The sequence below is a fragment of the Cupriavidus sp. C1SS-2L genome (assembly GCF_057073735.1).
In genome coordinates this window covers 3770074-3790316 of sequence record NZ_CP172708.1, presented here as the reverse complement: position 1 = coordinate 3790316, position 20243 = coordinate 3770074, and the positions used below count along the sequence as shown (strand labels likewise).

Genomic DNA, 20243 nt, shown 5'->3' with positions numbered 1-20243 from the left:
CATCCATTATTTTGGCCTAGCTAGATCACAAACGACAGTAACCCCCCTCGGGGTTTCAATTGCCGGCTCATTGCTCGATGGAATCCAATCCGTAAAGATGTTTCTTGTGTACCAAGAAAACAGGAATCTTTCGAAATACCCAAACGAGCCGCCGTTTACTAATTTATTGATCTTATCCACCGTGCTTCCGGTGAAACCACCATCTGCCACACGACTAATATTTCGGTTTCCATCGTAATGCTTCCAAACCCAAAAGAATCCGCCGCTATCACAGGCGTAACCAGAGCTTTTTGCTATGAGCTCAGGGCTATAAAGTGGCGCCCAAAGTTTGGGAACGCCTCTTATCCCAATAATTTGGTATGTTTTCCTATCCCTAATAGTCGGATCGCTCCAATAGTGCGCGGAAGATTGTGTAATCCTGCTTTCACCTTCATATGGACCGTGATTGTTCGGCAGGGCCGAGAACTTTCCATATGCGTCATAATTTTCCGCCCACGTCAATTGCATTATCCCGCGTCCGTAAAATGCCTCATAATATTGAGCCATTGGAATGCTTGGATTTGAAGCACCTTTTCCATATTCTCGCAAGGTGTTCCAACGATCAGTCTCGATATATGTCTGCGCGAGAAACAGAGCAAGTCGATCCGCTGGAAAACCAATCGAGTATTTTCGTATTGCCACATTAAGGCTGCTGAGATGTGCCGAAACGCGTGTGACAACATCGGATGCTGATAGTAGCTTTGACAGGGGAGTACGCCGCTGCCCTGATTGAGTAAGCCAGCTCTTTGCCGGCATAATTTGGCTTATTTCATGCGAGCCGATCCACCCGCACTTTCTAAAATGCCGAATGAAGGCCAGCGGATGAAAAAACCGGAACTTCCTGCCAGCGCCCAGCGGTGTCTGATCAAGGAACTGCAGTTGCCTCAGGAAACCGATGAAGTTCTCGTACCCATGACGATCGAAGTCCTTTCGCGTGCCAAAGAATCCGTCCGGACGGTTGAGCCTGGCATAGCGAGCATCATTACCACTCGCATCCCACTCGCTCGGCGCATGGCAGACGAATCCCCTGAGTTTGCCCCGCACAGCATCATTGCCGTACACGTACGCAGTCAGTTGGTCTGCTTGCTTGTATTCGGCTTCCCTCCGTTGCTCGGGAGTCTCTGATTCCTCCACAAGATCCACGATTCTGCGAAGTTCATCGAAGTCGCACACACCATCCTGGCTGAACGGCGTGTTTGCCTCCTCAATCTTCTGCCAACCCATGAAGAACGGGAAGTCCGCATCCGAGAGCTTCTTAATAGCGTCCTGGCTGATGTCGATATACCCCTGCGCACCACCCGCATCATACGTAACAGCAATCCATGTACGGCTTTCCGCACGGGACAGTGTTGGGAGTTCGGTATTCAAAACCCGACCAAAACGAAGCAGTTCGTATCCGGCGCTTGGGCACTTGGGATATAGGTCGGTCGCCCGCTGGTACAGCTTGTATTCGTAGTCTGCGTAGGGATCTCTGACCGGAGCAGGCGTCAACGCTTCAAGTTTGCCGTTCTTCTCGATCCATGAACGCGTATAACGCTGCCCCTTATAAAAGTAGGCTTCAACATATAGCTTGTTCGGGGCACTAAGGGCGCCGGCTGTGAGCGGCGGAAAGTAGGGTGAACTGTCCTGCCCAGGAGGTACGCTGACAATGACTTCGCCGCCCGGAATCACGAAGTAGCTGTGGCCCCAGTAGTCTTTCGACGCTGGCGTCGCTGGATTCTTCTCGCCAAGCTGCACGGTATGTCCGGCCTGAGAAAACCAAGCACGAAAATCCTCCTCCGTCATGAAGATTTCGAAGTGCAGGTGCGGCTGGCCGTGGCAATGGCCCCAATACCCCAGGATGTCCTTCCGATAGACCTTCTTGCCGCCACCGGCTTGCACCCCATCGGTCGGAGACAACAACCAGGCAGGCAAGGCGCTAGAGGTGCCGACAGCCGGCGGATTTGTTGGCTGTGGCGCGATGCGCTGCTGGTTGTTGATGTCCAGCAGGTGCATATACAAGGAGTAGAAGGTGATCGTCCTTCGTTCTCCAGTGTCGGTCTTGTGCTTAAGCAGAACGAAACCGATATTGGAGTTCAGATCAGGGCTTCCATCTCTTTTCGTTTGCCCGTCGGAAATGGCCTTCTGGCTAACGCGGTACGCGACTACTTCGCCATCAGCAATCGCCCGCACTGGTTCGGTCTGATCATTTGGGGCGAGGTGCGTGCCGCAGTGCCAGCGGCGGTCGAAGGCAATGGGGTAGACGCCGTGGTGTCCCAACTCGAACTGGTCGACGGCATCCATCATTGGATCGTCCTTGGCCGGATCGGTTGAAGTCAGACCATTCTGTGGCAGGAACGGTGGGCTAATGATCATGAGTGGTAGTTGGAAAAGGGGACCGTCGTCGAATTGCGGGCCGGTAATCGCCCTGCCGGCGACATACCTTCTCGGGGCAGATCCCGGCGCCCTCCTGCGGTTAGGGGGTGTCAAGGCGGGCGGCATTGCGATCGCAAAACTCCGTGAACCGGCACAAGGCGCACCGGCCCCCACAGCGTTCCAAAAGCAGCTACGGAAATATATGGAACGATTCCGAATGTGATAGCGATTTATCGAAATCTCATCTCAGAATGTTTTACGAGGAGAATGGCACCGAAGGGCTACGGCGACTCGCCAAAGGAGACGGTTCGACAAGTGCGAACGCGCTTTGCGCCCCTCCCACCGAACGGGAGAGGGACAGACTACAACACCGAAAACTCAAGGCCGCGCCCGAAGCCGCGGCCTCCGTCTCAATGCTGGTGCACCACCTCACCCTGCACCGCTTCCGGCAACCGATTCCCTTCCGAATCGATCTGCAACGGACCCGTGCCCGAGAACCGATCCAGCGCCAGATAGATCACCGGCGTGATGAACAGCGTGATGACCTGCGAGAACAACAGGCCACCGACCACGGCCAGGCCCAGCGGCTGGCGCAGTTCCGCGCCCGCGCCAATCCCCAGCGCCAGCGGTAGCGCGCCCATGACGGCGGCGAAGGTGGTCATCATGATCGGCCGGAAGCGCAGCAGGCAGGCCTGGCGGATGGCGCGGGCCGGCGGCATGCCCTGTTCGCGCTGCGCGGCCAGCGCGAAGTCGATCATCATGATGGCGTTCTTCTTCACGATGCCGATCAGCATCAGCACGCCGATGGTCGCGATCAGCGACAGCTCGACGTCGAACAGGAACAGCGTCAGCAGTGCGCCGATGGCTGCCGATGGCAGGCCAGCCAGGATCGTCAGCGGGTGGATGTAGCTTTCGTACAGCACGCCCAGCAGCGTGTAGATGACCGCGATGGCCGCTACCAGCAGCACGATCTGCGTGGCCTGCGACGATTGGAACACCGCCGCGTCACCGCCCCAGCTCGTGAAGATGGAGGTCGGCATGGCGATCTCCTGCCGGTAGCGGTCGATCTTCGCCGATGCCTCGCCCAGCGCCGCACCGGGCGCCAGGTTGAACGATACCGTCACCGACGGGAGCTGGCCCTGGTGGTTCACGGCAATCGGCCCGACGCGGCGTTCGGTGGTGGCGAACGCGGAGATCGGCACCATCTGGCCGGTCTTGCTGCGCACGTAGAGCTTGGAGAACGCGCTTTCGTCCTGCCGGTCGACGTCGGCCGCCTGCAGGATCACGTAGTAGTTGTCGATCGGCGTGTAGATGGTCGACACCTGACGTTCACCGAACGCCGAGTACAGCGCGGTGCGCACGTCCTGCATCTGCACGCCGAGCGCATTGGCCTTGTCGCGGTCGATCGAAAGCTGAGCCTCCAGGCCTGACTGCTGTGAGTCGCTGGTGACGTCGCGGAACAGCGTGTCGGCACGCATCTTCGCCATCAGCTTGTCGCTGAATTCCTGCAGCTGGCCCGCCTTCACGCTCTGCAGCGTGTACTGGTAGCGGCTCTTGCTCTGGCGGCCGCCCAGGCGCAGGTTCTGCACCGGCGAGAAATACACCGCCAGACCGGGCACCGCCGACACGTCCTTGCGCAGCGACTCGACGACCTGATGCATCTTCGGCCGCTCGCCGAGCGGCTTGAGCTCGACAAACATGCGGCCAGTGTTGATGGCCGGCGAAGGACCACCGCCGATGGAGACCACGACGCTCTTCACCGCCGCGTTGGCACGGATACGCTCGGCAGCATCGCGCAGGCGCTCGGCCATGGCGTCGAAGGAAATGTCCTGCGGGCCTTCGGCGTTGACCTGGATCTGGCCGATGTCTTCCTCGGGGAAGAAGCCCTTCGGAATCTTGACGAACAGTACCGCGGTCAGCACGAAGGTCAAACCTGCGGCCACCAGCACAACACGCCGGTGCGCCAGGCACCAGTCGAGTCCATGGGCATACTTGTGCAGCGTCCATTCGAACAGGTTCTCGAACCACTGCGTCGAGCGCATGCCGATGGTCTGTTTCTGCACCAAGGCTGGCGCGTGGCCGGCATGGTCGCCGTACGCATGCTGCGATTCATCCACCGGCACGTTCTCGGCCGACAGGAAGCGTGCGCACAGCATCGGGATCAGCGTCAGCGACACCAGCGCCGACACCAGGATCGACAGCGACACCACTGCCGCGAATTCATGGAACAGCAGCCCGATCACGCCCGGCATGAAGAAGATCGGGATGAACACCGCCACCAGCGAGATCGAGATCGACAGGATGGTGAAGCCCATCTCGCGCGAACCGACCAACGCGGCCTTAAGCGGCGGCACGCCTTCCTCGATATGGCGCACGATGTTCTCGAGCATCACGATGGCGTCGTCCACCACCAGGCCCACGGCCAGCGTGATGGCGAGCAGCGATACGTTGTCCAGGCTGTAGCCGAAGGCCTTCATCAGCGCGACCGTGCCGATCAGCGAGATCGGCAACGACACGGTCGGGATCAGCGTGGCGGCGGCGCGGCGCAGGAACAGGAAGATCACCATCACCACCAGCGCCACGGTCAGCGCCAGCGTGAACTGCACGTCGTGGATCGATTCGCGGATCGAGTTGGAGCGGTCGTTGACCACCGACACGTTGACCGAGCCCGGCATCTGCGCAAGCAGGCGGGGCAGGGCGCCCTTGATGGCGTCCACCACAGCCACGGTGTTGGCGTCAGGCTGGCGCAGCACGGCCAGCACGATGGAGCGCTCGTTGTTGAGCCAGCTGCCGGTCTTGATGGTCTCGACGCTGTCCTCGACCTCGGCCACGTCGGACAGCCGCACGAGCACGCCGTTGGCCTGGCTGGCGACGATGATGTTGCGGAACGCGTCGGCATTGGCGAGCTGCCGGTTGGCCTGGATGGTCAGCGTCTGGCGCGCGCTGTCGAGCGTACCCACTGGTGTATTGGCGTTGGCGCGGTTGAGCGCCGTGGCGAGCTCGTCGAGCGTGAGGCCGCGCGCGGCGAGCGCATCCGGGTGGGCGCGCACACGCACGGCGAAGCGCTTCTGGCCGAACACCTGCACCTGCGCCACGCCGGGCAGCGTGGCCAGCGTCGGCGAGATCAGGTTGTCGCCGAACGCATTGAGCTCGGCCAGGCTCATGGCCGGCGAGTTGATCGCCAGCAGCAGCACCGGCGCATCGGCCGGGTTGACCTTGCGGTACGACGGCGGCACCGTCATCTCGATCGGCAGCGAACGCTGCGCGCGGAACAGCGCGGCCTGCACGTCCACGGCCGCGGCGTCGATGTCGCGGTCGCTGTTGAATTCGATGGTGATGCTCGAATTGCCGAGAGTGTTCGACGAGCTGATCACCGTCACGCCCGGAATCGTCGCGAACTGCTTTTCGAGCTGCGTGGCCACCGAAGCGGCCATGGTTTCAGGGCTCGCCCCGGGCAGCGTGGCGGTGACCTGGATCACCGGCGAATTGAAGCTGGGCAGTGCCGCGATCGGGATGGTCGGGTACAGCACGATGCCGGTCACGATGACGGCAATGCACAGCAGCACCGTCATCACCGGACGGCGGATACAGAGCTCGGACAGCGTCATGGCTCAGTGCCCCTGGGCGGCGGGCGTGCTCGCGGCCCCGGCGGAGGCGGAAGGGACGCGCGGAACCTCTCGTACCACGGTGCCGGGACGCAGGTTCTGCGTGCCTTCGACGACCACGCGCGTGCCGGGCTGCACGCCCTCGATCACCGCCGACGTGGCGGTGGTGGTCACCATCTTCACGGGCACGCGGGCGACCTTGTTGTCAGGCTGCACTGTGTAGACGAAGCGTCCTTCCGGACCCGTCACCACGGCCTGCGGCGGCACCGACAGCGCGTCCTTCAACGTCTGGACCACGGCGCTGACATTGGCGTACGTACCTGGCCACAGGCGCTGCTCCTCATTGTCGAACTGCGCCTTGACGCGGATGGTGCCGTACTGCGGATCAACGGTGTTATCGATGAACGTGATCTTGCCGGTCACCGGCGTCTTGCTGCCGTCGTTGGGCTGGGCCGTGACCTGCACGGGGCCGTTGCGCAGGGCGTCGCGCAACGAGGCGAGCTGCCGCTCCGGCAGACTGAAGGTCACCGCGATCGGCTGGATCTGGGCGATGGTCACCATCGGCCCGGTGCTGTTTGGCAGCACCATCGATCCCGGGAACACGTTGATCACGCCGGTACGCCCGCCGATGCTCGCGCGGATCGCGCCATAGCTGACAGCAACGCGGCTGGCCTCGATGGCCGCCTGGTCGGCGCGGATAGTAGCCTCAAAGCCGTCCACCTTGGCCTGGGCGGTATCCACCGCGCTTTTGGAGATGAAATTGCGCTCCAGCAGTTCCTTGCTGCGCGACAGGTTGCGGCGCGCATCGGACAGGTCGGCCTGGTCGCGTAGCAATTGCGCCTGGGCCTTGGCCAGGTTGGCTTCGTCCATGCGCGTGTCGAGCGAGAACAGCAGGTCGCCCGGCTTCACGGTCTGGCCTTCCTTGATATGGACGGTACGGACCGTGCTCGAGACCTGTGGGCGCACTTCGACTGTGGATAACGCCGTCACATTGCCGTTGGCCGTGAACTGCAGCGGCACGTCACCCTGCTGCACGAGCGCGGTGGCGACCGCCACGGGCGCCGGCCCCTTGGCAACGGGCTTTGGGGCAAACCAGGTACGCCAGGCAAACCACCCCAGGCCGGCAAGCACCAGCACAGTCACCACCACCGCCCACGGCGATACCCGGCCCCGGCCGGTTCCCGTGGACGCGCTCCAGTTGCTGTCGACAAACCCCTTGGGCTGGTCGATCCTGTCTGTCTTCATCTTGTGTGGACCCTCTTAGCCGCAACGCGCCCTCCCCGGGGACGTCCTGCCTCTGTTCCTGCCGCGGCCGCCCACGACGGGCGGCCCGGGGGCCGGGCGGGTACGTGTCGCGCAAACCTCTACTAGTACAGCGGTTCGCCCCGCAGGGCCAGCGCCGAAAATTACAGCGCGTTACAGCAACAGTAACGGCGTGCGGCGGCCGTGGCTTGCGGGCAACGAAGGGAGTGGGCTTAGCGTGGCGGTCGCGGGGGGCGATTGCTTGTATCGATAGACAAACATTATCAGAAAAGATGCCGCCGGCCATCGCGGCGCCAGCGGTTAATGCTGTCGATCGACAATTTTCGTGGCCCACGCTGCACATGGATAGGGTCGCCGGCCCGGACTTCGCCGGTCTGGACGACGCTCAGGTAGACGCCGGAATACCCGCTCTCGACCATATCGCGCGCGGCGTGGCGATAGCCGAGTGCCGCATTGAACTTGCATGACGGCTGCCGCGGCGATGCCACGCACAGCACCGCGCTGCCGATGCGCAGCACGTCACCGACCCACAGCTCGGTCTCCTCCAGCCCTTCGATCGTCAGGTTTTCGCCCATGGCGCCAAAAGCCAGGCCACGGTGCGCCTCCGGCTGCGCCGCTGCGCGGCGGCGCGCGTTCCACCACGCGTAATGCTCGGCGGGATAGGCGTAGACGGCCTTGTCGAGGCCACCGTGGGCAGTCAGGTCCGCCTGTTCGTCACCGGCTACGCCCAGCGGGCGCACCTGCACGCCCAGCGGGTGGGCCAGCGTGCTGACCGGATGCTTGCGGATGCCGGACATCACCACGGCCTCGGTGCCGGCCCGCGCCACCACCAGCGGGATGGCCTTGCCGATGCTGATTGCCAGCACGCGCGCGCCGGCCAGAGCTCCATTGGTTTCGCTCACGATGCCCCCGCTGCAGGAGTTGTGGATAACTCCGTGGATAACGCAGGGAACAGGTGGTGGACAGTGCGTTGAACAACACTGTGGAAAAGCTGTGGAGCGAGACGCCGCTCAGCGGGTTGTGGGCAACGACCCTGCCCGGTTCAGGCCTGTTGTGCCGCTTGCCGACGCGGCCACTGGCGGCCCAGCGCGCGCGCCCACTGCGAAACCGCCAGCGCCACCAGCGTCAGAGCCGCTGCACCCCAGTGCAGCGAACCGGTGCCCGCCACCGTATAGATGGCCGCACCAGCCATGGCGCCCAGCGCCTGGCCGAGATAGATCGACGATGAGTTGAGCGAGATTGACACCGATGCACGGTCGGGCTCGATCATGACCAGCCGCGCCTGCTGTGCGCTGTTGGTGGCAAACCCGCCGATGCCCCACAGCATGAACAGCAGCACCAGCGCGACGCTGCCCAGGCCCGCGAGCGGCCACAGCACCATTGCCGCGGTCGAGGTCAGCAGCGTGAACTGGACAATCCGGCTCGGCGTGATCCGGTCCATGCGCGACGCCGCCACCGCGTTGCCGAGCACCCCGCAAGCGCCATAGGCCAGGAACATCAGGCTCAGCGCGGCACCGGTGATGCCGTAGGCATCGCGCATCAGCGGCGCAATGTAGGTAAACATCGTGAACATGCCGGCCGACTGGATCATCGTGGCGGCCACCACGAGCATGATCGGCCGGTGGCGCAGCACGGCGCCCCAGGCTTCACGCCCCACGGCCGGCACGTACAGCCCGCGCGGCAACGCACGCCACACCGCCGCCGACACCACCAACGCCAGCACGCCGACGACCGCCATGCTGAAGCGCCAGCCGAGTGTGCTGGCAATCCAGGTCCCCAACGGCATGCCGACCACGCTGGCGATGCTCCAGCCGAGGAACACGAAGCTGATGGCGCGGCCGCGCGTCTGCGCGTTGACCAGCAAGGGCAGCGTGGCCGCGGTCTGCGGCGTATAGATGGCCGCGCCGATCGCCGTCAGGAAGCGGATCGCCATCAGCGTCGCGAAGCTCGGCGCCAGCGCCGCGGCCAAATGCATTACCGCATAGATCAGGAGCGAACCGGCCAGCAACAGCCGGCGGTCGATACGCGAGCCCAGCGTGGCAAACAGCGGCGCCCCCACACAGGTGGCTAGCGCAAACACCGAGATCAACTGGCCGGCGCTGGCCACGCCCAGGCCGAAATCGGCGGCAATGTCGTTCAACATGCCGGTAACGATCATCGCGCCGGTGCCAATGATGAAATTGCCGACGCAGAGCGTCACTAGCCTGGGGTCCATTCCGGCCTTGCTGGAGGGGCGGCGCGCTGCGCCTTTTTGTTGTCGGGGTGCGCCGCGGACCATGGACGGCCGGCGGTCAGGGAAGTCCCGAGTGTAGCGGTTTCCCTAAATTCGCGTCCGCGGGGACAAACGTGGCGGCAGCGCGTGGCCGTGCCGCCCCGAAAGAGACATCCCTCTCCCTCAGGCAGGCGGGAGAGGGCGGGTACCCAAAGACTTAGCGCGACAGCGCCGGCGTCAGGGCCTTCGGGTTGACGATGCTGTCGTGCTGGCCGGCCAGTACGTCGAGGATGTTCTGGAACGCCGTGCGAAAGTACAGCTCGTAGCTGTCGCGCTCGACGTAGCCGAGGTGCGGCGTGCAGATGCAATTTTCCATACGCAGCAGTGCGTGGCCCTGCAGGATCGGCTCGGACTCGAACACATCCACGGCAGCCATGCCCGGACGGCCGCGGTTCAGGGCGGCGACCAGTGCGTTCTCTTCCAGCAGCTCGGCGCGGCTGGTGTTGACGAACAGCGCGGTTGGCTTCATGCGGGTCAGGTCGGTCAGCTTGACCAGGCCACGCGTGTCGTCGTTCAGGCGCAGATGCAGAGACAACACATCGCTGTCGGCAAAGAACTGGTCCTTGGACTCCGCCACCGCCAGGCCGTCCGCGCGCGCGGCTTCCTGCGATGCCTCTCGCCCCCACACCAGCACGTTCATCCCGAAGGCGCGGCCATATCCGGCCAGCAGCCGGCCGATCTTGCCGTAGCCCCAGATACCGAGCGTCTGGCCGCGCAATACCTGGCCTAGGCCGAAATTCGGCGGCATGGTCGTCGACTTCAGGCCCGACTGCTGCCAGGCGCCGTGCTTCAGGCTCGCCACGTATTGCGGGATGCGGCGCTGGGCCGCCATGATCAGCGCCCAGGTCAGCTCGGCCGGCGCCACCGGCGAGCCCACGCCCTCAAGCACCGCCACGCCGCGGTCCGTGCACGCTTCGACATCGATATGCGTGTTCGGCGCGGTGCCGACGCGACCGGTCTGGCTGATGATCTTCAGCTTGGGCAGCTTTTCGAGCAGTTGGCGCGTAATGCGGGTGCGCTCGCGGATCAGCACGACCGCTTCCACATCGGAGAGGCGCGCGGCCAGCTGGCCCACGCCTTTGACGGTGTTGTTGAACACCTTGACGTCGTGCCCTTCCAGCAGGCTGAAGCAGGGCAGCTTGCGCACGGCGTCCTGGTAATCGTCGAGTACAGCAATCTTCATCAGTAACTCTTTATTGTCGGCTGGCCTGGGGATCGGGAATGGTGCGTACGGCAACGGAAACCGCGAGCGCCAGGCGCTATTGTCGGGCATCGCGTGCCGGCACAATTGCTGCGTAAATCCCGGGCCGGCAATGCTGCGCAGCAAAAAACAGCGGGGTGCAGCAGTGGTATCCTTGCCCGTTCCGGTGCCGCCAGGGACTGTCGGTCGAGCCTTGCTCCCGACACCTCGTGTCGCCGGACAAAGCCCGCATGGCCCCGTGCAGCAAGCCCCGCGCGGGCGAAGCGCAACTTTAGCGCAGGCGCGGGGAATGCCGCGACCCTTTGCGTTGCCTGGGCCGCAGTGGAGTTGTAACGGGATGTGACGACCGGTGTGAGCCACAGGACACGCCGGCCTTGCCGGCCAAGGACCGGGCTTTGAAAAGATTTCCCCTCTTCCTTCCCTTTACACTTTGGAGTTGCAGTATGAACCACCCCTCGATGCAAGGCACGACGGCGTTGAACGTCCCGCCCTGGGTCAAGAACCAGAAGCTGGTGGCCTGGGTTGCTGAGATCGCCGCGCTGACCAAGCCGGAGCGCATTCACTGGTGCGACGGTTCGCAGGAGGAATATGATCGCCTCTGCGAACAGATGGTCGCCGCCGGCACGCTCAAGCGCCTGAATCCCGCCAAGCGCAAGAACTCTTACCTCGCCCTGTCCGACCCGTCCGACGTCGCACGTGTCGAAGACCGCACCTTCATCTGCTCGCAGAAGAAGGAAGACGCCGGCCCGACCAACAACTGGGTCGCTCCGGCCGAAATGCGCACGACGCTCAGCGGCCTGTTCGACGGCTGCATGCGCGGCCGCACGCTGTACGTGGTGCCGTTCTCGATGGGCCCGCTGGGCTCGCCGATCGCCCACATTGGCGTGGAGCTGTCCGATTCCCCGTACGTGGCCGTCAACATGCGCATCATGACGCGCATGGGCAAGGCCGTGTATGACGTGCTGGGCACCGACGGCGACTTCGTGCCGTGCGTGCACACCGTCGGGAAGCCGCTCGCCGCCGGCGAGAAGGATGTGCCGTGGCCGTGCAACCCGACCAAGTACATCGTCCACTTCCCGGAGTCGCGCGAGATCTGGTCGTTCGGCTCGGGGTACGGCGGCAACGCGCTGCTCGGCAAGAAGTGCTTCGCACTGCGTATCGCATCGACCATGGGCCGCGACGAAGGCTGGCTGGCCGAGCACATGCTGATCCTGGGCGTGACTTCGCCCGAGGGCAAGAAATTCCATGTTGCGGCCGCGTTCCCGTCGGCCTGCGGCAAGACCAACTTCGCCATGCTGATCCCGCCCAAGGGATTCGAAGGCTGGAAGGTCACGACAATCGGCGACGACATCGCGTGGATCAAGCCGGGCAAGGACGGCCGCCTGTACGCGATCAACCCGGAAGCCGGCTACTTCGGCGTGGCCCCGGGCACGAGCGAGAAGACCAACTTCAACGCCATGGCGACGCTGAAGGAAAACGTCATCTTCACCAATGTGGCGCTGACCGACGACGGCGACGTGTGGTGGGAGGGCATGACCAAGGAAGCGCCGGCGCATCTGACCGACTGGCAGGGCAAGGACTGGACCCCGGAGATCGCCAAGGCCACCGGCGCCAAGGCCGCGCACCCGAACGCCCGCTTCACCGCCCCGGCATCGCAGTGCCCGTCGATCGACGAGAATTGGGACAACCCGGCAGGCGTACCCATTGATGCGTTCATCTTCGGCGGCCGCCGCTCGACCACCGTGCCGCTGGTGACCGAGGCGCGCAATTGGACCGAAGGCGTGTACATGGCTGCGACCATGGGCTCCGAAACCACCGCTGCGGCCGCTGGCCAGCAGGGCGTGGTGCGCCGCGACCCGTTCGCCATGCTGCCGTTCTGCGGCTACAACATGAGCGATTATTTTGGCCACTGGCTCGCACTGGGCCAAAAGCTCGAAGCCGCTGGCGCGAAGCTGCCGAAAATCTACTGTGTGAACTGGTTCCGCAAGGACGCCGACGGCAACTTCGTGTGGCCGGGCTTTGGCGAGAACATGCGCGTGCTGTCGTGGATGATCGACCGCGTGGAAGGCAAAGGCGAGGGCGCCGAGCACGTGTTCGGGACGAGCCCGCGCTACGAAGACCTGAACTGGAGCGGCGTGGAATTCTCCGTGGCGCAGTTCACGCAGGTCACGTCGATCGATGCCGATGCCTGGAAGCAGGAACTGGCGCTGCACGACGAACTGTTCACGCAACTGAAGCACAACCTGCCACAGGCGCTGGCCGAAGCGCGCGCGGCGCTGGGCAAGCGGCTGGAGGGCTAAAGTCTCGCTGCCACGTTGCTGTCCTGCTGATTTGAGGACAGCAAGACAAAACGCCCGTCTCATCCGGAGACGGGCGTTTTTGTTTTCCTATCCGCCCTCGGTTTCCCCCGCCTGCTCCACCGCATACTTCACCAGCCCCGCGCGGCCTTCGATGCCAAGCTTGCGCTTGAGATTGAGCCGGTGCGTTTCCACCGTGCGCACCGATACCCCGAGCTGCGTCGCAATCTCCTTGTTCGCCATGCCGCGGCCGATGCAGCCGAGGATGTCGCGCTCGCGCCGTGTCAGCGCGTCGAGCGGACCGGTCGCCGGCATCTGTTCCGCCATGCCGCGCGCGATGCGGGCGCTGTAGAACACGCGTCCGGCCAGCACCGCCTCGATCGCGGCCATCAGCTCGTCCGCGGGCGCATCCTTGAGCACATAGCCGCGCGCACCGGCGCGCACCGCCTGGCGTGCGTATTCGAGGTTGTCGTGCATGCTGACCACGAGCACGGCGATTTCCGGGTACTGCTCGTGCAGCGCGGCGGTCAATGCGATGCCGCCCATGCCGCGCATGCCGATATCAGTGATGACAAGGTCCGGACGCTCGCGCGCACCGGCTCGCTCGAGCCACGCCAGCGCCGCCTCGCCGCCATCGGCTTCGCCGACCACATGCAGGTCGGGTTGTAGCGTCAGGTGCATGCGCATGCCGTCACGCACGAGCGCATGGTCGTCGATCAGCAGCACGCGCGCGGGCGCATCGATGGAATGGCCTTCCGGTTCGTCGGGGTCCGATATCTGGGTCATGACTGCGAAGATTCTGCGGGAAGGGGAGTGGTGGGTCGGGCGGCCGCCTTCACGACCGGCAGCGTGGCCACCAGCTCGGTGCCGCCGATGCCGGAAACAATGCCGAACTGCCCGCCCAGCGCCGCGATGCGCTCGCGCAGGTTGCGCAGGCCGATGCCGCGCTGGGGATCGAGCTGCATGCGGGCCACGTCAAACCCGCGGCCATCGTCGCGCACGGTCAGGCTGGTGGCATCCGGATCGAACACCAGCGCGACGGTCACTTGCCGCGCGCCGGCATGGCGCTCGACATTGGTCAGCGCTTCCTGCGCGATCCGGTACAACGCGGTGGCCTGTTCGTCGGGCAGTTCGCGCGGCGCGCCGCGCTGGGCCACGGTGATCTCGAGCTGGCTGCCGCCCTGCATCTCGCGAGCGAGATGCTGCAAGGCCGCAAAGATGCCAAGGTCATCGAGCAACGCCGGGCGCAGGTTGCGGGCCACGCGCCGCACCTCGTTGAACACCGTATCGAGCCGGTTCAGCGCCATGCCAAGCACCGGCGCCACGGCCGCGCCTTCGGCCGGGGCCAGGCGCAGCCGGTTGGCGGCTGCTTCCAGCACGAGCTTGACCGACACCAGCAACTGGCTGATGCCGTCATGGAGCTCGCGCGACAGCCGCGCGCGCTCTTCTTCTTGCGACTGCACCACGCGCTGCGCGAGCTGGCGCAGCTTGGCATCGGCCTCGCGGTGTTCGCTGATATTGAGCGCCAGGCCGCTCGCCGCCACCAGCAGGATGCTGACGGCCGCAATCACGCCAATCCAGGCCATGGTTTCGCGGATATCCGTCTCTGCGCGCGCATCGAGCTGGCGCAGCGTGTTTTCCACATCATCCAGATAGATGCCAGTGCCGAGCATCCAGCCCCATTCGGGTACGGCCACCACGTAGCCGAGCTTGGGCGCGAGCTGCTGCGAAGACGGTTTTTTCCACAGGTAGCGTACCGAGCCGCCGCCCGCCTTGGCCGCCGCAATCAGCTTCTGGATGGTGAGCGCGCCCTGCGGGTCGCGCAGCGTCCACAGGTCCTGCCCGACCAGTTCGGGCTGGCGCGGGTGCATGAGGTTGCGGCCCTGCATGTCGTACAGGAAGAAATAGCCGTCCGGCCCGTAGTCGAGCCGGGCCAGGGCTTCCATGGCAGCCTGGCGCGTGGCGGCATCCGTGTGGCCCGAACGCACCATCGGCGCGATGGCGCTCTGCGCGAGTTCTACGTAGTGGCGCAGCTCGGTTTCCTTGCTCTGGATATAGGCGGCCTCGACCAGCGCGCGCTCGTGCCGGGCCAGTTGCGTCGCCTGGAAACGCACGGCAAGCGCGATGCCGAGCATGGCCACCGCGAGCGGCGCGACGGCGAGCAACAGGATCTTCTGGCGGAGTTTCATCTTGGCCGGGGGTAAACACCGATGCCGCGCAGGCGGCATGTCACCGTCGATTTGCGTAGTACTACGCAGAAGTGCTGCGTAGTTTCGCGCTTGTGCGGGGTATGGCGGGTGTCAATACTACACGCCGGATGCATGCAGCCCCAGTGGCCTGTGCATCGACGCAGTGGGTGGGCCGTACAGACTGAACGGCGCACCGCCCGCCTGCCAGACGAGATCCGGAGCCAACAAGGCAAGACCGGGCGCACGCAGCACGATCCAGGAGACCCCATCCCCGCAGGATTGTCCGCAGTCCGTGCGCCCGCCGGCACGCAGTTTGCTGCCATCCCTTGCCGGCCTCCGCCATTCGACGCCGCAGGCTTTCGATACCCGGTCTGAGGAGACCTTCACTATGAATCGCATCGGAGAACACCTCGTGTGGCTGGCCGTCGCCATCTTGGGCGCGTTTGCCTTCGGCACGGTCGCGCTCGCGCGCGGCGAAGCCGTCAGCGCGCTATGGATCGTGGTTGCCGCGCTCTGCATCTACCTGATCGCCTACCGCTACTACAGCCGCTTCATTGCCGACAAGGTGATGCAGCTCGACCCGAAACGCATGACGCCGGCCTGGCGCCATAACGACGGGCTCGACTACGTGCCGACCAACAAGGCAGTGCTGTTCGGCCACCACTTCGCGGCGATTGCCGGCGCCGGCCCGCTGGTCGGCCCCGTGCTGGCCGCGCAGATGGGCTATATGCCGGGCATGCTTTGGATCCTGGCAGGCGTGGTGTTCGCCGGCGCGGTCCAGGATTTCATGATCCTGTTCATCTCCACGCGCCGCGACGGCCGTTCGCTGGGCGACCTGGTCAAGTCCGAGATGGGCACGGTACCGGGCATGATCGCGCTGTTCGGCTGCTTCATGATCATGATCATCATCCTGGCGGTGCTGGCGCTGATCGTGGTGAAGGCGCTGGCCGGCTCCCCGTGGGGTACGTTCACCGTCGCTGTGACCATCCCCATCGCGCTGTTCATGGGCATCTACACGCGCTATATCCGCCCGGGCCGCATCGGTGAGGTGTCGGTGATCGGCTTCGTGCTGCTGATGCTGGCCATCCTCGGCGGGCAGTACGTGCACGAAAGCGCGGTGCTGGCGCCGCTGTTCACATACGACGGCAAGGCACTGACCTGGATGCTGATCATCTACGGCTTTATCGCCGCCGTGCTGCCGGTGTGGCTGCTGCTGGCCCCGCGCGACTACCTGTCGACCTTCCTGAAGATCGGCACCATCATCGCGCTGGCCATCGGCATCCTGATCGTCGCGCCGGAACTGAAGATGCCAGCCTTCACGCAGTTCGCCCAGGGCGGCGGTCCGGTGTGGTCGGGCAACCTGTTCCCGTTCCTCTTCATCACCATCGCGTGTGGCGCGGTATCGGGCTTCCATGCGCTGATCTCGTCGGGCACCACGCCCAAGCTGCTGGAAAACGAATCGCACGCGCGCTTCATCGGCTACGGCGCGATGCTGGCCGAGTCGTTCGTCGCCATCATGGCGCTGGTGGCCGCTTCGGTGATCGAGCCGGGCGTGTACTTCGCGATGAACAGCCCGAGCGCGGTGATCGGCACCTCGCCGGAAGCCGTGGCGCAAGCCGTGTCGACCTGGGGCTTTGTGATCACGCCTGATGTGCTGATCCAGACCGCCAAGGACGTCGGCGAGAACACCATCATCTCGCGCGCCGGCGGCGCGCCGACGCTGGCCGTGGGCATCGCCCACATCCTGCACCAGGTGGTGGGCGGCCAAGCCATGATGGCGTTCTGGTACCACTTCGCGATCCTGTTCGAGGCGCTGTTCATCCTGACCGCCGTCGACGCAGGCACCCGCGCCGGCCGCTTCATGCTGCAGGACCTGCTGGGCAGCTTCGTGCCGTCGCTCAAGCGTACCGACTCGCTGCCGGCCAACCTGATCGCTACCGCGCTGACCGTGGCGGCCTGGGGCTACTTCCTGTACCAGGGCGTGGTGGATCCGCTGGGCGGCATCAACACGCTGTGGCCGCTGTTCGGTATCTCCAACCAGATGCTGGCCGCCGTGGCGCTGGTGCTGGGCACCTGCGTGCTGGTCAAGATGAAGCGCGGCCAGTACGCCTGGGTCACGTTGGTGCCGACCGTCTGGCTGCTGGTCTGCACGCTGACCGCCGGCTGGCAGAAGCTGTTCGACGCCGATCCGAAGGTCAGTTTCCTGACCCACGCCAGCAAGTTCAGCGCCGCCATTGCCGAAGGCAAGGTGCTAGCCCCGGCCAAGAGCCTGGAGCAGATGCAGCGCATCGTCTTCAATGACTACCTGGACGCCGGCCTGTGCGCGCTGTTCATGTTCGTGGTGCTGTCGATCGTGGCCTACGGCTTCAAGACCGCCATGCAGGCACGCGCCGTGAACCGCCCCACCGACAAGGAAACGCCGTTCGAGCCGCTGCCGGCGGCCGCCTCGGCGCAGTCCTGATACCGTATTGGCACAAGGAGCTGGCCATGCTGGAACAATTGGGAACAATGGGCCGCTATCTCGGGCAGTCTCTGCGGCTGATGGTCGGTCTGCCCGACTACCAGACCTATGTGGCTCACATGGAAAGCACCCACCCGGACCGCGAGCCGATGAGCTACGAGGAGTTCTTCCGGGAACGCCAGGAGGCGCGGTACGGCGGCGGGCAGGGCAAGTGTTGCTGATCCGGCCTCCCGCTGGCCACGGCCGGCGGTGAGTGGCTGATCAGGACGGGCAACTTTCGGGTTGCCCATTTTTCTTTTGCGGTGGCAAAGCGTCCGCCCCATCCACGTTGTCGCTCAAATAAGACGTTTCTGCAGGGGGTTACATGCCTTTACACGTGGTTACAGCAAGTCCGGGAATCGCTCTCTACACTTGCGACACATCATGGCAAACAAAGGAAAAGATATGTCTCGCCATCCCGTTCGCAATATGACCCTGGCTATCGCCCTGGCGGCGTCCGCGCTGCCGGCATTCGCGGGCGACATGAACAATGCCCTTGGCGGCGCCCTCGGTGGCGTGGCGGGGGCGGCCGTCGGCGGCGCGCTGGGCGGCAGCACCGGTGCCGTAATCGGTGGCGCGGTGGGCGGCGGTGCGGGTGGTGCAGTGACTTCCAATCGTCGCGAGCGCTCCGGTGCCATCATTGGCGGCGCGCTCGGCGGTGGCGCCGGCACGGCGGCGGGCAATGCGATGGGTGGCCGCACCGGCGGGTTGTTGGGTGCGGCGGTTGGCGGCGGCGCGGGCGCGGCATTGGGCGGAAATGTCTCGCGCAGCAACTCGTACGAAGATGACCGTCGTAACTATCGCGGCGGCTACTACAAGCACAAGAAGCACAAGCACCACCACTACGACGACTGAGCACACGCTCAGCCGCACTGGATGCAGAAACGGGCCGCTCTGGCCCGTTTTTTCTTTGCGCCATCTGGCATAATGGCTCAGCAACATGAGCCGTATGGACCGGGCGCAGAAACAAAGAAGCCCGCAACCAGTGCGGGCTTCTTCTCCAATAAATGCGGAGAGGTCTGTCAGACCCTCTCCAAACGACCTGTGGAGACCAGGTTGAAGGGGAGGGGCCGCATAGGGAGATACGGCCCCGGACCGCAGCGGGCAGTCCCTGCTTACAGGGGCATGCGGTCGGACGACAGATCGTACTTGGCGCCGTCGCTATACGTGTCGAACTTGCCAGCCTTGGCACCGTCGCTGTAGACGTCGTACTTGCCGGCCTTCGCGCCGTCGCTGTACACGTCGAACTTGGTGGCCTTGGCACCGTCAGCGTACGGGTCGAACTTGCCGGACTTGGCCAACACCGGCCCGGCGCACAGGGCAGCGGCGAGGGTGGCAACGGCGATCAGGGTGTGACGGGTAGATTTCATGGCTCTGTTCAATTTCTTCAAGCTGGGATACCTGTCTCGGCAGTCTGACTTGCTGCATCGCGGCATCCGATGACTAGATATTAGGCGTTTCCCTCATATCAATAAATATCGGTTGCCACAATGATTAGTTCTGATTCCAACAATAAAGTCGCCTGAACCGGGAAAAATTCAGGGAAACGACGGGAGACTATGTCATGGATCGCCTGCAATCGATGCGCGTGTTCGCCAAAGTTGTGGAACTCGGCAGCTTCGCGCGTGCAGCGCAGCAGTTGGAAATGTCCAATGCGGTGGTGACACGTTATGTCGCGGACCTGGAGAGTCACCTGGGCACGCGGCTCCTGAACCGCACGACGCGCAGCCTTTCCCTGACCGACGCCGGCGAAACCTATCTGCAGCGCTGCCAGCAGATCCTTGAAGACGTGGAGGAGGCCGAGGGCGTCGTGACAGCCCGCAGCCAGTCGTTATCCGGCACGTTGCGACTGGTGACACCGGTGATGTTCGGCCTGCACCTGTTGCCGAACCTGATGTCGCGCTTCCAGCAGCTATACCCTGACGTGGTCTTTGACGTGCTCCTGTCCGACCGGAACGTGGACATCGTCGAAGAGGGCCGGGACGTCGCCGTCATGCTGTCGGACCTGGGCCTCGGTTCGCACCTGGTCGCCCGTCCGCTGATCTCGGCGGAGATCGTGCTGTGCGCCTCGCCGGAATATGTCCGCACGCACGCACCATTGCGCCACGCGCACGAGCTGACCAGCCATCGCTGCATCGCGATGCGCCTGCCGAACGTGGAACACGAATGGACGCTGCTGGGCCCGGAGGGCGAAGTGACCGTGCCGATCCGCCCCGGACTGCTGTGCAGCAACGCCGAACTGGCGCACCAGGCCGCACTAGCCAATATGGGCGTGGCGATGCTGTCGTCGTACCTGGCCCGGCAAAACATCGAGGCCGGCAACCTCGTGCGTGTGCTGCCGCAGTACCAGCTGCCGCGGCGCGATGTCAGCGTGGTCTACCCGAGCCGCAAGTTCCTGCCGACCAAGGTCCGCGCGTTCATTGACTTTCTGCTGGAAGAAGGCCAGGTCAGAGGCCGGGACGAACAGTTTTCCTGAGCGGGCGGGTAGCCGCAGCTGAAACGCCGCCGCGCCCGCACCGCCT

The 20243-nt window shown here is 64.2% G+C and carries 14 protein-coding genes; 5 read left to right on the top strand and 9 right to left on the bottom strand.

The window, feature by feature from the left end; genetic code table 11:
• Window positions 1-6: 6 nt before the first annotated feature.
• From ACIGJG_RS17575 to ACIGJG_RS17550, 6 genes are all read right to left on the bottom strand, one after another.
• On the bottom strand, window positions 7-2394 hold the full coding sequence (locus tag ACIGJG_RS17575; protein WP_483672584.1) for a hypothetical protein: 2388 nt from the start codon (window positions 2392-2394) through the stop codon (window positions 7-9).
• A gap of 410 nt (window positions 2395-2804) precedes the next feature.
• Window positions 2805-6002 (bottom strand): efflux RND transporter permease subunit, encoded by a 3198-nt coding sequence (locus tag ACIGJG_RS17570; RefSeq protein ID WP_483672583.1) that lies wholly within the window; start codon window positions 6000-6002, stop codon window positions 2805-2807.
• Between the two features lie 3 nt (window positions 6003-6005).
• Window positions 6006-7244 (bottom strand): efflux RND transporter periplasmic adaptor subunit, encoded by a 1239-nt coding sequence (locus ACIGJG_RS17565; RefSeq protein WP_011299550.1) that lies wholly within the window; start codon window positions 7242-7244, stop codon window positions 6006-6008.
• Window positions 7245-7525: 281 nt separating this feature from the next.
• Window positions 7526-8164 carry an MOSC domain-containing protein gene (locus tag ACIGJG_RS17560; protein WP_140950435.1) on the bottom strand — a complete coding sequence of 213 codons (639 nt, stop codon included), beginning with the start codon at window positions 8162-8164 and terminating at the stop codon, window positions 7526-7528.
• A 140-nt stretch (window positions 8165-8304) separates the two neighbouring features.
• A complete protein-coding gene (locus tag ACIGJG_RS17555) occupies window positions 8305-9477 on the bottom strand; it encodes an MFS transporter (protein WP_220631147.1) in 1173 nt (390 codons plus the stop codon).
• 214 nt (window positions 9478-9691) lie between these two features.
• A complete protein-coding gene (locus ACIGJG_RS17550; protein WP_140950433.1) occupies window positions 9692-10717 on the bottom strand; it encodes a D-2-hydroxyacid dehydrogenase family protein in 1026 nt (341 codons plus the stop codon).
• Window positions 10718-11178: 461 nt separating this feature from the next.
• Here ACIGJG_RS17550 and ACIGJG_RS17545 point away from each other — a divergent pair, with 461 nt between their 5' ends.
• Entirely contained in the window at window positions 11179-13035 is a 1857-nt protein-coding gene (locus ACIGJG_RS17545) for a phosphoenolpyruvate carboxykinase (GTP) (RefSeq protein WP_483672582.1), read from the top strand.
• 87 nt (window positions 13036-13122) lie between these two features.
• Here ACIGJG_RS17545 and ACIGJG_RS17540 read toward each other — a convergent pair whose 3' ends face one another.
• Together ACIGJG_RS17540 and ACIGJG_RS17535 are read right to left on the bottom strand one after the other, a co-directional pair.
• Window positions 13123-13818, bottom strand: coding sequence for a response regulator (locus tag ACIGJG_RS17540; protein ID WP_140950431.1), 696 nt, complete (start codon window positions 13816-13818; stop codon window positions 13123-13125).
• The gene (locus tag ACIGJG_RS17535) at window positions 13815-15221 is read right to left on the bottom strand and encodes a cache domain-containing protein (RefSeq protein ID WP_041679756.1); all 1407 of its coding nucleotides are present in this window, start codon (window positions 15219-15221) and stop codon (window positions 13815-13817) included. The genes ACIGJG_RS17540 and ACIGJG_RS17535 overlap by 4 nt, the downstream gene beginning before the upstream one ends.
• A 388-nt stretch (window positions 15222-15609) precedes the next feature.
• Here ACIGJG_RS17535 and ACIGJG_RS17530 point away from each other — a divergent pair, with 388 nt between their 5' ends.
• The 3 genes from ACIGJG_RS17530 (at window position 15610) to ACIGJG_RS17520 (ending at window position 18576) form a co-directional block, all read left to right on the top strand.
• Complete coding sequence (locus ACIGJG_RS17530; protein WP_011299543.1) at window positions 15610-17682, top strand: carbon starvation CstA family protein; 2073 nt, start codon at window positions 15610-15612, stop codon at window positions 17680-17682.
• Window positions 17683-17708: 26 nt separating this feature from the next.
• Window positions 17709-17903, top strand: a complete 195-nt coding sequence (locus tag ACIGJG_RS17525; RefSeq protein WP_010811333.1) for a YbdD/YjiX family protein — start codon at window positions 17709-17711, stop codon at window positions 17901-17903.
• 223 nt (window positions 17904-18126) lie between these two features.
• Window positions 18127-18576, top strand: a complete 450-nt coding sequence (locus ACIGJG_RS17520) for a hypothetical protein (RefSeq protein ID WP_011299542.1) — start codon at window positions 18127-18129, stop codon at window positions 18574-18576.
• Between the two features lie 260 nt (window positions 18577-18836).
• Here the strand turns inward: ACIGJG_RS17520 and ACIGJG_RS17515 are convergent, their stop codons facing one another.
• The gene (locus tag ACIGJG_RS17515) at window positions 18837-19091 is read right to left on the bottom strand and encodes a hypothetical protein (RefSeq protein ID WP_041679755.1); all 255 of its coding nucleotides are present in this window, start codon (window positions 19089-19091) and stop codon (window positions 18837-18839) included.
• A 194-nt stretch (window positions 19092-19285) separates the two neighbouring features.
• On the opposite strand from ACIGJG_RS17515, the gene ACIGJG_RS17510 reads away from it, so the two are divergent.
• Window positions 19286-20197, top strand: a complete 912-nt coding sequence (locus tag ACIGJG_RS17510) for a LysR family transcriptional regulator (RefSeq protein WP_011299540.1) — start codon at window positions 19286-19288, stop codon at window positions 20195-20197.
• Window positions 20198-20243: the final 46 nt, after the last annotated feature.

Coding starts and splice junctions, on each gene's coding strand:
- ACIGJG_RS17575 (WP_483672584.1), bottom strand. CDS start 2,394: ATGATCATTAGCCCACCGTTCCTGCCACAGAATGGTCTGACTTCAACC.
- ACIGJG_RS17555 (WP_220631147.1), bottom strand. CDS start 9,477: ATGGACCCCAGGCTAGTGACGCTCTGCGTCGGCAATTTCATCATTGGC.
- ACIGJG_RS17525 (WP_010811333.1), top strand. CDS start 17,709: ATGCTGGAACAATTGGGAACAATGGGCCGCTATCTCGGGCAGTCTCTG.
- ACIGJG_RS17515 (WP_041679755.1), bottom strand. CDS start 19,091: ATGAAATCTACCCGTCACACCCTGATCGCCGTTGCCACCCTCGCCGCT.
- ACIGJG_RS17570 (WP_483672583.1), bottom strand. CDS start 6,002: ATGACGCTGTCCGAGCTCTGTATCCGCCGTCCGGTGATGACGGTGCTG.
- ACIGJG_RS17530 (WP_011299543.1), top strand. CDS start 15,610: ATGAATCGCATCGGAGAACACCTCGTGTGGCTGGCCGTCGCCATCTTG.
- ACIGJG_RS17565 (WP_011299550.1), bottom strand. CDS start 7,244: ATGAAGACAGACAGGATCGACCAGCCCAAGGGGTTTGTCGACAGCAAC.
- ACIGJG_RS17535 (WP_041679756.1), bottom strand. CDS start 15,221: ATGAAACTCCGCCAGAAGATCCTGTTGCTCGCCGTCGCGCCGCTCGCG.
- ACIGJG_RS17540 (WP_140950431.1), bottom strand. CDS start 13,818: ATGACCCAGATATCGGACCCCGACGAACCGGAAGGCCATTCCATCGAT.
- ACIGJG_RS17510 (WP_011299540.1), top strand. CDS start 19,286: ATGGATCGCCTGCAATCGATGCGCGTGTTCGCCAAAGTTGTGGAACTC.
- ACIGJG_RS17550 (WP_140950433.1), bottom strand. CDS start 10,717: ATGAAGATTGCTGTACTCGACGATTACCAGGACGCCGTGCGCAAGCTG.
- ACIGJG_RS17520 (WP_011299542.1), top strand. CDS start 18,127: ATGTCTCGCCATCCCGTTCGCAATATGACCCTGGCTATCGCCCTGGCG.
- ACIGJG_RS17545 (WP_483672582.1), top strand. CDS start 11,179: ATGAACCACCCCTCGATGCAAGGCACGACGGCGTTGAACGTCCCGCCC.